The following is a 12,391-nucleotide window of genomic DNA, read 5'->3' on the forward strand; positions in this document are numbered from 1 at the left end:
AAACGTCACCCTCGTCCCCCACCTCGGCTCAGCGACCGTCGAAACCCGAACCGCCATGGCCGTCCTCGCAGCCACCAACACCCTCGCCGTCCTCGCCGGCGAACAACCTCCAACACCCATCAACTAAGTGGCAAAATCCAAAGCGGCGGGTGGAGTACTCCACCCGCCGCTTTTGCGTTGCTAGTTGTGGTTGAAGACGGAAGCTACACCACAACAGAGACGGTTCTCACTCCTTTTTCTTGGGCTTTGAACGGCGCTTTTGAACGGGTGGCACGTCCAAATGTGGCACGGCCCGGAGCATGAAACGATCGAAGTGAGGCACAGTGAAGCCCGCATAGCCGTGGGATGGGGTGTAGAGAAGGCCCATGTTGATCAATTCCGAGCGGGTGGGGGCCAGCTGTGTCGATTCGCGACCCATGACGGCGGCGACATCGGCGGCCTTCTGCGACTCGGGTCCCAGCTGGGCCATGGCCCGCATGTAGGCGATCTGAAGCTGTGTCGCGCGGTCGAGTCGGACGCGAAAAAAGGACGAATCGAGTTTAGCTTCGTAGGCGTCCTTGGCGTCTTCGACATCTTCGAGCGTGATCGCGTCACCCTCTGCAACAGCCCACACCTGGTAGCCAAGTTCTTGCACGAAGTACGGGTAGCCTTCGGTTAGTTCGAAGGCCCGCAGCAATGCGTCTTCCTCGAACACCACATCTTCGACATGTGCAGGTTCGGCCAGCGCCTTTTTCGCATCCTCGACGTCAAGGGATCCGATCTTGGGGAACTTGAACAGTCTCTCTGCGTAAGACTTCGCGTCGCCAGCCAGTTCAGCGATCTGTGGCAACCCTGCGCCGACGAACGTTACGGGAAGTTTGCGCTGGACAGACTTATGGATCGCCTGGATCACAGCTTCCAATTGTGGCTGGCTCAGGAACTGGACTTCGTCAAACAGCAAAACCAGGCCAGTTCCATGATCACGCGCAGCCTCTCCGATCGAGACCAACACGTCCGTCAGATCCAGGCTGAGACTGCCGTGGTCGGCGAATCCTTCTGCCGCTTCTACATCGAGGGACAGCGTGGGAACGCCGGAGGAAGGGTCAATGGACAGACTGAAAGACTGCAGGACCTGGGCAGCTTTCCGGGCCTTGTCTCCCCATTTGGTCCGAGGCGAGATCTGGTAGAGCGCGGCCCGCAGCTGCGTGTAGATAGTTCTGCGGAAATGGTCATCGTCGTGTTTGCTGGCTTCGAGTTCAAGGACCTTCCACTTGAACTCCTCGGCGATCTGGCGGAACTCTCCCAGCAGGACGGTTTTCCCCACGCCGCGGAGCCCGGTGATGATCATCGATTGGTTGGTTCGTCCCCTGTCGAGCCTGCGCAACAGCACATGGAAGTCGTCAAGGAGTTCATCACGACCGATGACTATCTCGGGTGTCGCACCCGCATTCGGCGTATAGGGGTTGTTCACCGGATCCATGGAACAAAGCTTACTAGCTTTAGTCGACTTTATTAGATACTTATAAAGCAAACCAACATCGATAAAGTCGCGTCCATGGCAACACTCGTTCTTAGTTGTTCCTCCCCCGCGCCGCGACCTTCCACGTGTCCACCACGGCAGCGTCGCGGACAACAGTTACCTTATCCACGAGGTTCATGGCCAAGCACACGTGGTTGGGGATCACCCGGAGGCGCTGGCCCAGCGGCGGGAGTTCGGCGTCGTCCGGCCACACCACAGTGGCGTGATGTTCGGACAACGCCGTGATCCGCGCTTCCGGGTATTCGGGCAACCGGCCATATCCCGTAGCCCAGTCCGGCCGGTCGCTGCCCAGGATCTTGCTTCCCGCATCCACCACGATCCGGCGCACGTTCCCGCCCGTTGCCTCATGCCGGCTCACCACGGTGGTGGCGACGGTCAACGCAATGTCATCCCACGAACACCGTTCGAGTTCCAGCTGCTGGGCGTCCCCGAACACGTAGACGCCTGGCCGCAGCTCGGTCGCAACGGTTTCCGAGTCGATGAGGGCCGTCGGCGTGGACCCGCCGCTGATGGTCCGCACCTCGAAACCGGCCTCCGACAAAACAGTGGCAGCCTGGCCCAACGCCTCGTTCTCATTGCTTGCCGCGCCTGTCGGCATGCCCGGCTTGTAGCTGTGTCCCGGGAACGTGAAGACTCCGGCAACGCTCAGCCCGGCCGCCGCAGCAGCCCGCGCCACGTCCACGACTTCCGCGGGCAGCACACCGCTGCGGTGATGCCCGCTGTCCACCTCGATCAGGACGTTGATGTGGCCCGCCCCCGTGCCGAGTGCCCTTCCCATTTCCCGGGCGCTTTCGGCCGAATCCACGCCCACCGCGATGGAGCACGTGGCCGCCAGCGCCCGCAACCGCTCCGCATGGGAAGCTTCCACCCACAACGGGTAGGCGATGAAGATGTCCGTTGCGCCGCCGTCGGCGAATACCTCGGCCTCACCGATGGTCGCGACGGTGAGCCCAACCGCTCCGGAAGCGAGCTGCTTGGCCGCGATTTCCAAGGTTTTGTGCGTCTTCACGTGCGGCCGCAAACGCAGTCCTCGTTGGAGCATGCTGGCTGCCATGCGTTCGATGTTCCGGTCGAGGATATCGACGTCGATCATGACAGCGGGCGTGACAACTTCAGCGGGGACAAACTGGTTCATCCCTCGACAGTAACGCCTACGGAGCCGACTGCCGGACGCGGAGCGAAAACGCTGCTTCCGGCTGTTGGCCGGCGGCCACGCTGCGGTTCTCTTCGATCCGCTGGATCAAGAGTTCGACGGCGCGCTCCGCAATTTCCGTACGGCCCGGCGCCACGGTTGTGAGCGACGGCGAGGAGAACCGGGCCTCGTCGATGTCATCGAAACCGGCCACGGCCACCTCGTCCGGAACTTTCTTGCCACGGACCAGCAACGCATGCAGCGCGCCGAGGGCAACGGCGTCGTTCAGGCCGAAAACCGCATCGAAAGCGATGCCGCTGTCCAACAGCCGCCCGATCGCGTCGGCACCCCCGTCCCGCCGCCAATCGCAGGCAACCACCAAGGCGGGATCGTAATCCACGCCCGCGGCAGCGAGCGCAGCCTTGTACCCGGCAAGGCGTAGGCCGCTGGACCCGGTGGTATCGGCGTCGTGCGCGCCCAAAACCGCAATACGACGGCGGCCGCCGGACAGCAGGTGCGTGGTGACGGCCGCTGCCGCGTCGTGGTTCCGGATGAGGACCATATCCAGCCGGGAATCCTGCACGTACTCGCCGAGGAGCACCAGCGGCTTCTTGCCCGCCGCTTGGATGATCTGGTCCGCGTCGAGGGCGAGGGGGATGAACAGGAGCCCGTCGGTGAGGCTGCGGAACTGGCCCTGGAGTGCTGCGCGTTCGTGGTCGGCCTCGTTGCCGGACTGTTCCACCAGCACCCGGTATCCCCGTGCCCACGCCGCCTTCATGACGTCGCTGGCAAGTTCCGCATAGTAGGGGACGTTGAGATCGGCGAGGACCAAACCGAGCATGCTGGTCTTTCCGGAGCGCAGGCTGCGGGCGGTCAGGTTGGCTTCGTAGCCGAGTTCCTTGATGGCATCCAGGACACGCTGCTTGGTGGCGGGCCGAATGAACTCGTAGTTGTTGATGACGTTGGAGACCGTCTTCAGGGAAACGCCCGCGGCCCGCGCGACGTCGTTCATGGTGACGGCCATCGAGGCGCTCCTTCGGTTCGGGTTCCAGCGTTGCAAATGTGAGGAATCTTTGAATCCATCCTAGGAAACTGTGCCTACCCGCGCGTAACGGCTAGTCTGGAGGAAATGCTCGGTTATCTAGCGATTCCCGGGCACCGGCGATCATCAAGGCACGGGACATGGGCTTCGACAGCAATGAACCTGAGCAGAGCCGGGGGCTCCAAGCAGTGCTGACGGCCGGAAGCATCAGTACCGAATCGCTGTGGCTCCATTACGTCGCGGTCGGCGGATCCATGGGCGAACTCGAGGTCGAGGCCTACCTTCAAGGCGTTCTCTCCATCCCGTCGTTCCAGCGCGACATCCTGGCCTTCGCGGCAAACGAGCTGTGGGACAGCCCAACCGGCCCCCATGCGCCCTATGCCGACGAACTCGGCCTGGATTCACCGTAAAAAACCCGTTTCGCCGCAGCTGTCACACAGCGCTCATCACCTTGCAATCAGCCTGCAACATGAATGCGAAAAGCTGGGACCCAAAGCCAAGAGAAGCAGGCTAAGGGGAGCAATCATGGGCATCGCAAATACAGACCTGTTCCAGGCGCTGAAGACACAAGCCAGCTTGGCACAGGCTTTCGGGACGTTGCCGGACAGCGAACCGGAACCACACGCGCTCAATGCCGGGGAACACATCGAGGCCTGGCACAACGGGCGCCTGTATCACCGGGGAACCGTGGTGAAGACCGTCGCGGGGACAGGCCTGTTCTGGCTGCAGGATGACGGCGGGAACCGTCGGCTCCTGGACATGGAGTCCGTGGAGATCGTCCCGGCCGGCAGCGAGGCACCGGCCCCGGTTCTTGTGGAGGAACCGAAGCCGGCGACCGTCACGCCGATCTCCCTGTTCCCGGTTTTCCAGGACGGCTCGCAGGCAATTGCGTAGTTTGGGTTGGCCTGGCTGAAGGCTAGCCCAGTTGCAAGCGGATCATGCTCCAGCTGACCGCCGGCAGTTCCGCGGTGAGTTTGCCGTCGTCGAGCTTCACACTGACGTTCTCCGACGGCAGCACCGACGTCGAATCGTCCGCTGTCGCTTGCCAGTACGGGTCCTTGTTCGTGTAAGTCACGGCTTCGAGGATGCGGGTTGCGCCCAAGTTGCCGACGGCGGCATCCAAGGTGAGGGCGTCCGCCGTCGAGCGGTTGACGGCGAACACCACCGCTTCCCCGGCGTCGGCGTCGAAAGTAGCCACGGCGGACAATGCCGCGAAGTTTGCCGTCTTTTCGCTGTCCAGCCGCGCGGATTCGACGGCGAGGTTGAGCACCTGGCCCGAGGCATGCCGTGAGGTGAGCGCGAACGGGTGGAACGTGGTCTGCTTCCAGGCACGGCCACCGGGTTCGGTCATGATCGGGGCGATGACGTTGACCAACTGCGCGAGGCTGGCTGAGTGGACCCGGTCCGTGTGGCGCAAGAGCGTGATGAGCAGGTCGCCCACCACCACGGCGTCGGCCACGGTGTAGCGGTCCTCCAGCAGCACGGGGGCCACGGGCCAATCGTCCCCGGTGGGCACCTTCGATTCGTCGCGGGACATGTGCCACACGTTCCACTCGTCGAAGGAGATGTTGACCTGCTTTTCGGACTTGGTGGCCGACTTCACGTGATCGATGTGGGAGACCAAATCCGTGATGAAGGCCTCCATCCGGTGGCCTGCCGAGAGGTGCTCCTGCAGGTCGCCGAAGTCCTCGAAGTACTGGTGTGCCGAGATCAGGTCCACCAGTTCGTAGGTTTCGTTGAGGACTACGCGTTCCCACTCACCGAAGGTGGGGATGTTCGGGCCGGAACTTCCGCAGGCCACCAGTTCCAGGTCCGGGTTGACCATGCGCATGGCGCGTGCCGTTTCGGCAGCCAAGCGCGCGTACTCCCCCGCCTTTTTGTGGCCGATCTGCCAGAAGCCATCCATCTCGTTGCCGAGGCACCACATGCTGATGTTGTGGGGTTCGACGGCGCCATTCGCCTTGCGCTGTTCAGAAAGGGCTGTTCCACCCTTGATGTTGGAGTACTCCAGCAGATCCAGCGCCTCCTGGGTTCCACGGGTGCCCAGGTTGACGGCCATCATGGGTTCCACGCCGGCCTTGGCGGACCACGCAGCGAACTCGTCCACGCCCACCAGGTTGGGGTCCGTGGAGTGCCAAGCGAGGTCCAGCCGCGTGGGGCGTTCGTCCTTGGGTCCCACGCCGTCTTCCCAGCGATACCCGGAGACGAAGTTGCCGCCCGGATAGCGGACCGTGGAGACGCCGAGTTCCTTGGTCAGTTCCAGGACGTCCTTGCGGAAGCCTTCCTCGTCTGCTGTGGGGTGGTCCGGCTCGAAGATGCCCGTGTAGACACAGCGGCCCAGGTGCTCGACGAACGCGCCGAACGTCTTCCTGCGCACAGGGCCCACGACGAACGCGGGGTCGATGGTGATTTTGGCAATGGGGTTTTCCGGGGTTTCCAAGCGGGCGTCCTTAGGTGTGGTTTGCTTGCACGATCTACAACGTTGTAGAAACTATGCTGACTGGTCCTTGGTTCATGCGTCAAGGGGTTTCTGCGCGGCATCTCGCGGCGCCCGGCCGCGGGCAAATGAAAAGCCCCCGGGACCACGTGGTCCCGGGGGCTTCCGGAGGGTGGGCCCTGTGGGGATCGAACCCACGACCCACGGATTAAAAGTCCGATGCTCTACCAACTGAGCTAAAGGCCCTCCAGCTGTAGAAACAGCCATGAATACTGTACCCCACAGCCGCCGGAGCAACAGAACCGGCGGGCGCGTGTACCGCCACCACCCACTTTGGGCGACGTACGACGGCGGCGCGCGGCCAGGACGGCGTGTCGGTCCACCGGCGGCGGCAAAGTGGGTCGCGGCGGCACACCCTGTGGCGAAGGCCAGCCCCAGCAACCGTTACTCGACCCCGTCAGGGCACAGGAGTACGGTGAACTCATGAGCGAACAGCCAGGACCACGCGCGTACGGCGGAGCCAACAGGCACCACAAACCCAAGCCATTCGCGCCCATAGATTTCGAACCGTTCGCCGGAGGCGCCGATCCCGCCCGTGTGTCGGAGGCAGCCCACCTTGCCGCCCAGGCATTGGTGAGACGCGGCCGCGACAGCGACGATCCCAAGGTCACCCGCAGGCTGGTCAAGCTCGCTGACGAGCAGGGCCTCGACGCCATTGCCGAAATGTGGGCCGAAAGCCCTGCGCGCTCCCTCCCCGGCGCACTGTGGCGCCTCTACGCACTCCGCGCTGCCACCATCCAGAACCCGGAACGGATCTCCGTATATTTCCGGGCCGGACGGGACACGGCCCAGGTTGCCAACGTCGTGGCTGGTGCGGCCGAGCCGCCTGGCGCAGATGAAATGAAGACCATGGCAGACGCCATTTTGTCAGGAGCTTTCGACGGCGATTTCGACGTCGCGCTTGAACGTTCCGCTGCGTTTTGCCGCGTTGTGGCTCTCGGCCAGGCGACTCTGGCGGACGGAGCGGAGCACAGCAACGAGGGCCACGCCAGCAAGCTGACACGCAATTCCCACCAACTGGTGAAGACCGCCGAGGACTTGGAGCACGCCGCCAACGCCTGGCGTTTAGGCGAACTGGATTAGCCCTCCAAACAAGGGACAGCAGCCGACACAGGGGCCGGAAGTTACCCACTTCCGGCCCCTGCTGTCAATGTTGACTTAGCCCGGGGTACGTAGAAAACTGAAGTTGGTGTCGAACCGCGAAACCCCCGGGCTTCAACTTATAGCCGCTTCGAGCGGCCTACCGCCGAGAGGCGTATCCGGTTCGGCACCATTTTCATGCCCGGCGTCAGGGTGAGCTTCCCAACAGTGGACAATGACGCCGCAACACCCTCCCACGTCGTACCGGTAAAGTTATGACCGAAACGGGAAGCGTCAAGTCAAGCTGCCCGCCGCCCATCCGTCCCCAGACCGGAAAGCGACATGAAGCTGCGCCTTTTCCCCCAGGAACCCGCCGGGCTGGTACTGCTCGCGCAGATGGCCGGCGTCATGGTGTCGGCCACGGGCACCCTCTCGGAGATCCTCGGCGCACCGGCCAGCGAGCATGAACGGCTCAGCGAGGAACTGCACGAACACGAGTCGAAGTCGCTGGACCTGCACTTCGCACTCTTGACGCACATGCGCACGAGCTTCGTGAACCCGCTCCCCCGCGAGGACATGTACACGCTGTCCCGGCACCTCAACGAGGCCATGGAGAAGCTGGACGCCGCGGGTGAACTCGTGGCCCTGTACAAACTGGACCGCCTGCCCAAGCGTGCCGCCGACCAGCTGGAAATCATCAGCCGCCAGGCCGAACTCACCGTCGATGCGATGCGGAAGCTCGAGGACCTCGACGAACTCGAAGACTACTGGATCGAGATCCTGCGGCTCGCCAAGCGGGCCGAGCGGACGCACCGGATCTGGGTAGCCGAAATGCTGAAGGACATGAAGTCCACGCAGTACGCACGGCACCGGGACATCGCCAATCAACTGGTGGAAGTCACCAAGGACATGCGGAAGATCGCGACCCAAGTAGGCAGCATCATCGTCAAGGAATCATGACGTGACCACTGCCATCCTGGTCCTTGTGGTGGGCTTGGCCGCAGGATTCGCGTTCCTGAACGGCTTCCGCGACGTCTCGAACGCCGTCGCGCTTTCCACGAGGACGCGCGCCCTCACGCCGTCCATTGCCGTGCTCCTGGCGGTCATCTTCAACTTCGTGGGAGCCATGCTGAGCGGCAGCTTCGTGCTTGCCTTCACGCAATCGTGGATCAACCTTCCGTCCGGGACCAGTGGCATGACCATGCTCGCCTCGGCCTTGGCTGCTGCAATTCTCTGGGGCGTCTACGCGTGGTGGCGCGGCATTCCCTTGTCCTCCACGAACTCGCTCATGGGCGGGCTCATCGGGGCCGGAACCGCGAGCGTACTGGTGGGCGGCAACTTCGTTGACGGCGTGGATTCCCTGCTGCTGACCCAGGTGGTGCTGCCCCTGGTCGTGTCGCCGGTCATCGCGTTCATTGCCGCGTACCTGCTGGTTTGGCCAGTGACGTGGGCGGCCCGCTACGCCCAGCCGAACGTGATCAACCGACGCTTCCGGCGTGCCCAGGCTGTCTCCTCGGCGGCTGTTGCGTTCGGTCACGGGCTGCAGGACGGCCAACGCACGACGGCGGTCCTCCTCCTGGCGCTGGTGGCGGCAGGACTGGAATCCGGCGACAGCGTACCTTTCTGGATCCTCTTCCTTACGGCGCTCATGCTGACAGCCGGGACTCTGTTCGGAGGCTGGCGGATCTCCCACAACCTTGGCTACCGGATGATCCGGATCGACCCCCTGCGGGGCTTTGTGGCGCAGACGTTGACCTCGGTGATGCTGTTCGTGGGTGCTATCGGGCTGCAATTCCCGCTCTCCACCACGCACACCTTGACGGCCTCGGCCCTGGGAGCAGGGACCAACCAACGTTTCCATGTGACCAACCGGCGCCTGGTCCGGAGGATCCTCATCTTCTGGGTTGTCACTCCCGTGATCACTGCGGCCATCGCGTTCATCCTGGAACTGGCCTTCTCACCCCTCGCGGACCTCTAACCCCACCCCGCCCGCCCAACTGGGTCGCAGTTGACGTCGTTCTCAGCGCTGGGAACGACCTGATCTGCGACCTACTTGGGTACGGAAGTTGGGTACGAAAAAACGACGGCGGCCGTACCCCCAAGGCGACGGCCGCCGTCGTCATTCGCCGGCTCCCCCATGAAGCCGGAGCCTGCGGAACCCCTATCCGAAGCGACCGGAGACGTAGTCCTCGGTGGCCTTCTGGGACGGGTTGTTGAAGATGGACGTGGTGTCGGCGAACTCGATGAGCTTGCCTGGCTTGCCGGTGCCCGCGATGTTGAAGAACGCGGTCTTGTCGGACACGCGGGCGGCCTGCTGCATGTTGTGGGTAACGATCACCACGGTGTACTGGTCCTTGAGCTCGTTGATGAGGTCTTCCACGGCCAGCGTGGAGATAGGGTCCAGGGCGGAGCAGGGCTCGTCCATGAGGATCACCTGGGGCTCGACGGCGATGGCTCGGGCAATGCACAGACGCTGCTGCTGGCCGCCGGAGAGACCGGAACCGGGCTTGTCCAGGCGGTCCTTGACCTCGTTCCACAGGTTGGCGCCAACCAGGGACTTCTCAACGAGGGCATCGGCTGCGCCCTTGGAGATCTTCTTGTTGTTCAGCTTCACGCCGGCCAGGACGTTGTCCCGGATGGACATGGTGGGGAACGGGTTGGGGCGCTGGAAGACCATGCCCACCTGGGTGCGGACGGTCACGGGGTCGACGCCGGGACCGTACAGGTTGTCGCCGTCGAGCAGCACTTCGCCCTCGACGCGTGCGCCGGGAAGGACCTCGTGCATGCGGTTCAGGGTGCGGAGGAAAGTGGACTTGCCGCAACCGGACGGGCCGATGAAGGCCGTAACGGACTTGGCTTCGATGTTGATGTTGACGCCTTCAACGGCAAGGAAGTTGCCGTAGTAGACATTCAAGTCTTTGACGTCGATGCGCTTGGACATGATGTTCCTTTGTTCCTTGGGGGTCTGGAAGTTTCTATGGGTAACCGCTGGCGGTTACCGGCCCGTCTTGGGAGCGAAGATGCGGGCAATGAGGCGTGCTCCGAGGTTCAGGAGCATCACCAGGATGATCAGCACCAAAGCGGCGCCCCAGGCACGCTGGTCCGAGGGACCAGGGTTGGACGGCGACGTCGGGTTCAGGATCTGCGTGTAGATGAACGTGGGCAGGGAGGCCATCCAGCCGCCGAACACGTTGTTGTTGATGGTGGTGGCGAAACCGGCGGTGACCAGGATCGGCGCGGTTTCGCCGATGACCCGGGCGATCGCCAAGGTGACACCGGACGCGATGCCGGAGATCGCCGTCGGAATTACCACCTTCACAATGGTGCGCCACTTGCGGACGCCAAGCGCGTAGGAAGCTTCGCGGAGCTCGTTCGGGACGATCTTGAGCATTTCCTCGCTGGAGCGGACCACCACCGGGATCATCAGGACGGAAAGCGCGACGGCGGCTACCGCACCGGTCTTGGTGCCGGGGCCGACCACCGCGAAGAAAAACGCTGCCGCGAAGAGGCCGGCCACGATGGACGGGATACCGGTCATGACGTCCACGAAGAACGTGATGGCGCGGGCCAGCGGACGGTCGTTGCCGTATTCCACGAGGTAGATGGCGGTCAGCAGGCCAACCGGCACCGAGATGATGGTGGCCAGCAGGGTGATCTGGATGGTGCCGAGCAGCGCGTGGTAGATGCCGCCGAGGACCTTTCCGCCCTCCTCTGCCGCCTTGTTGTCGAAGGCGCCGGTAACACCGTTCATGGAGGTGCCCAGGAAGCCGGGCGTGACCAGGCCGGGGATACCGTTCACCAGCACGGTCCAGATGACCGAGACCAGTGGAAGCAGCGCGATCAGGAAGGCACCCACCACGAGGCAGGTAGCCAGCTTGTCCTTGGCCTTGCGGGCACCCTCGACTGCGCCGCTCCAGGCCACCAGGCCGACGGTGAACAGGATGGCCGAGACCAGTCCCCAACCGAAGGCGTTGAAGCCGATGAGGGCCAGGATGGCTGCACCAAGGATGAGCGCAACGGCCAGGACGATGTAGGGCGCGAACTTCGGCAGTTGGCCCTTGGTGAGCGCGGAGCGCTTGCGGACTACTGTGGCGGTCATTTAGTTGGCTCCCGAGAATTCTTTGTGCTTGGTGATGATCCAGCGTGCGATCATGTTCACACCAAGGGTGATGACGAACAGGACCAGGCCGGCGGCGATCAGCGTGTTCACCTTGATGCCGCTGGCCTCCGGGAAGTTCAGCGCGATTTCAGCAGCGATGGTCTGGTTGCCGGACTGGATCAGGCTCGCAGTCAGGGCCCCCGAGGAGAGCACCAGGGCCACGGCCATGGTTTCACCAAGTGCACGGCCCAAGCCAAGCATGATCGCGCTGATGATGCCGGGACGGCCGAAGGGCAGCACAGCCATCTTGATCATTTCCCAGCGGGTTGCTCCCAGTGCCAGTGCGGCTTCCTCGTGCAGCTTGGGGGTCTGCAGGAAGATTTCGCGGGAGAGGGAAGTGATGATCGGAAGGACCATGACGGACAGGACGATGCCGGCAGTCAGGATGGTCTTGCCGGTGGCCGAAGCCGGGCCCTGGAAGATCGGAATCCAGCCCAGGTTGTTGGCCAGCCAGTCGTAGGCCGGGGAGATTTCCTTGGCCAGGAAGGCAGCGCCCCAGGCGCCGTAGACCACGGAGGGGATGGCAGCGAGGAGGTCCACCACGTAGCCGAGGCCCGAGGCCAGGCGGCGGGAGGCGTAGTGCGAGATGAACAGTGCCACGCCAATGGCCACGGGGGTGGCGATGACGAGGGCGATCACGGCGGCAATGAGCGTACCGACGACGATCGGGGCGATGTAGGCAAAGAAGCCGTGCCCGCCTTGGATGCTTTCAGCCGGAGCGACGAGCGCGGGGATGGCCTGAACCACGAGGAACAACGCGACTCCGAAGAGAACCGCGAGAATCAGGCACCCTGCGGCCAAGGCGGCCCCGGAGAAAACCTTGTCCCCGGCGCGGCCTGCGCCTTGGGAGGTTGTCAGGGAGTTGGTGGTCACTTCACGATCCTTCAGTCTGGAGTGAACTGGTCTTACATGGCTAAGTTCCCTGCCCCGCCACCGTGGCGTTGTGGCCACCGGCGAGCGGG

At 63.4% G+C, this 12,391-nt stretch carries 12 protein-coding genes, 1 tRNA gene and 1 pseudogene; 6 read left to right on the top strand and 8 right to left on the bottom strand.

Annotation, left to right across the window (positions count from 1 at the left end; all coding sequences use genetic code 11):
- Nucleotides 1-127 (top strand): annotated as a pseudogene (locus tag ACFVSJ_RS20765) (D-glycerate dehydrogenase); the annotation flags it as partial.
- Between the two features lie 99 nt (nt 128-226).
- Here ACFVSJ_RS20765 and ACFVSJ_RS20770 read toward each other — a convergent pair.
- The 3 genes from ACFVSJ_RS20770 to ACFVSJ_RS20780 all read right to left on the bottom strand — a co-directional run bounded on the left by ACFVSJ_RS20770 (nt 227) and on the right by ACFVSJ_RS20780 (nt 3,675).
- Complete coding sequence (locus tag ACFVSJ_RS20770) at nt 227-1,459, bottom strand: ATP-binding protein (protein WP_387438972.1); 1,233 nt, start codon at nt 1,457-1,459, stop codon at nt 227-229.
- 91 nt (nt 1,460-1,550) lie between these two features.
- Nucleotides 1,551-2,654 carry a D-TA family PLP-dependent enzyme gene (locus tag ACFVSJ_RS20775; RefSeq protein ID WP_387438973.1) on the bottom strand — a complete coding sequence of 368 codons (1,104 nt, stop codon included), beginning with the start codon at nt 2,652-2,654 and terminating at the stop codon, nt 1,551-1,553.
- 16 nt (nt 2,655-2,670) lie between these two features.
- Nucleotides 2,671-3,675 (bottom strand): LacI family DNA-binding transcriptional regulator, encoded by a 1,005-nt coding sequence (locus tag ACFVSJ_RS20780; protein ID WP_387438974.1) that lies wholly within the window; start codon nt 3,673-3,675, stop codon nt 2,671-2,673.
- 158 nt (nt 3,676-3,833) lie between these two features.
- Here ACFVSJ_RS20780 and ACFVSJ_RS20785 point away from each other — a divergent pair, with 158 nt between their 5' ends.
- Both ACFVSJ_RS20785 and ACFVSJ_RS20790 read left to right on the top strand, forming a co-directional pair.
- Nucleotides 3,834-4,103, top strand: coding sequence for a hypothetical protein (locus ACFVSJ_RS20785; RefSeq protein ID WP_387438975.1), 270 nt, complete (start codon nt 3,834-3,836; stop codon nt 4,101-4,103).
- A 115-nt stretch (nt 4,104-4,218) separates the two neighbouring features.
- Nucleotides 4,219-4,587 (top strand): hypothetical protein, encoded by a 369-nt coding sequence (locus ACFVSJ_RS20790; RefSeq protein WP_387438976.1) that lies wholly within the window; start codon nt 4,219-4,221, stop codon nt 4,585-4,587.
- 22 nt (nt 4,588-4,609) lie between these two features.
- Here the strand turns inward: ACFVSJ_RS20790 and ACFVSJ_RS20795 are convergent, their stop codons facing one another.
- Entirely contained in the window at nt 4,610-6,133 is a 1,524-nt protein-coding gene (locus tag ACFVSJ_RS20795) for an alpha-N-arabinofuranosidase (protein WP_387438977.1), read from the bottom strand.
- Nucleotides 6,134-6,303: 170 nt separating this feature from the next.
- Nucleotides 6,304-6,376: transfer RNA gene (locus ACFVSJ_RS20800), tRNA-Lys, on the bottom strand.
- 237 nt (nt 6,377-6,613) lie between these two features.
- Here ACFVSJ_RS20800 and ACFVSJ_RS20805 point away from each other — a divergent pair.
- The 3 genes from ACFVSJ_RS20805 to ACFVSJ_RS20815 all read left to right on the top strand — a co-directional run bounded on the left by ACFVSJ_RS20805 (nt 6,614) and on the right by ACFVSJ_RS20815 (nt 9,248).
- Nucleotides 6,614-7,273, top strand: coding sequence for a hypothetical protein (locus tag ACFVSJ_RS20805; RefSeq protein WP_387438978.1), 660 nt, complete (start codon nt 6,614-6,616; stop codon nt 7,271-7,273).
- Between the two features lie 339 nt (nt 7,274-7,612).
- Complete coding sequence (locus ACFVSJ_RS20810; RefSeq protein ID WP_387438979.1) at nt 7,613-8,230, top strand: DUF47 domain-containing protein; 618 nt, start codon at nt 7,613-7,615, stop codon at nt 8,228-8,230.
- A 1-nt stretch (nt 8,231) separates the two neighbouring features.
- Nucleotides 8,232-9,248 carry an anion permease gene (locus ACFVSJ_RS20815; RefSeq protein ID WP_387438980.1) on the top strand — a complete coding sequence of 339 codons (1,017 nt, stop codon included), beginning with the start codon at nt 8,232-8,234 and terminating at the stop codon, nt 9,246-9,248.
- A 183-nt stretch (nt 9,249-9,431) separates the two neighbouring features.
- On the opposite strand, the gene pstB is transcribed toward ACFVSJ_RS20815, so the two are convergent.
- The 3 genes from pstB to pstC are packed head-to-tail and all read right to left on the bottom strand — an operon-like array spanning nt 9,432 to nt 12,302.
- On the bottom strand, nt 9,432-10,211 hold the full coding sequence (pstB, locus tag ACFVSJ_RS20820) for a phosphate ABC transporter ATP-binding protein PstB (RefSeq protein ID WP_387438981.1): 780 nt from the start codon (nt 10,209-10,211) through the stop codon (nt 9,432-9,434).
- 54 nt (nt 10,212-10,265) lie between these two features.
- Nucleotides 10,266-11,369 carry a phosphate ABC transporter permease PstA gene (gene pstA / locus ACFVSJ_RS20825; RefSeq protein WP_387438983.1) on the bottom strand — a complete coding sequence of 368 codons (1,104 nt, stop codon included), beginning with the start codon at nt 11,367-11,369 and terminating at the stop codon, nt 10,266-10,268.
- A complete protein-coding gene (gene pstC / locus ACFVSJ_RS20830; protein ID WP_387438984.1) occupies nt 11,370-12,302 on the bottom strand; it encodes a phosphate ABC transporter permease subunit PstC in 933 nt (310 codons plus the stop codon).
- Between the last annotated feature and the right edge of the window lie 89 nt (nt 12,303-12,391).

The sequence above is a fragment of the Paenarthrobacter sp. NPDC058040 genome (assembly GCF_042885775.1).
In the GTDB taxonomy this organism is placed as follows: Bacteria; Actinomycetota; Actinomycetes; order Actinomycetales; family Micrococcaceae; genus Arthrobacter.

Bases quoted from the DNA above. Each gene is read 5' to 3' on its own strand.
- ACFVSJ_RS20770 (WP_387438972.1), bottom strand. From the start codon at position 1,459: ATGGATCCGGTGAACAACCCCTATACGCCGAATGCGGGTGCGACACCC.
- ACFVSJ_RS20775 (WP_387438973.1), bottom strand. From the start codon at position 2,654: ATGAACCAGTTTGTCCCCGCTGAAGTTGTCACGCCCGCTGTCATGATC.
- ACFVSJ_RS20780 (WP_387438974.1), bottom strand. From the start codon at position 3,675: ATGGCCGTCACCATGAACGACGTCGCGCGGGCCGCGGGCGTTTCCCTG.
- ACFVSJ_RS20785 (WP_387438975.1), top strand. From the start codon at position 3,834: ATGGGCTTCGACAGCAATGAACCTGAGCAGAGCCGGGGGCTCCAAGCA.
- ACFVSJ_RS20790 (WP_387438976.1), top strand. From the start codon at position 4,219: ATGGGCATCGCAAATACAGACCTGTTCCAGGCGCTGAAGACACAAGCC.
- ACFVSJ_RS20805 (WP_387438978.1), top strand. From the start codon at position 6,614: ATGAGCGAACAGCCAGGACCACGCGCGTACGGCGGAGCCAACAGGCAC.
- ACFVSJ_RS20810 (WP_387438979.1), top strand. From the start codon at position 7,613: ATGAAGCTGCGCCTTTTCCCCCAGGAACCCGCCGGGCTGGTACTGCTC.
- pstB (WP_387438981.1), bottom strand. From the start codon at position 10,211: ATGTCCAAGCGCATCGACGTCAAAGACTTGAATGTCTACTACGGCAAC.
- pstA (WP_387438983.1), bottom strand. From the start codon at position 11,369: ATGACCGCCACAGTAGTCCGCAAGCGCTCCGCGCTCACCAAGGGCCAA.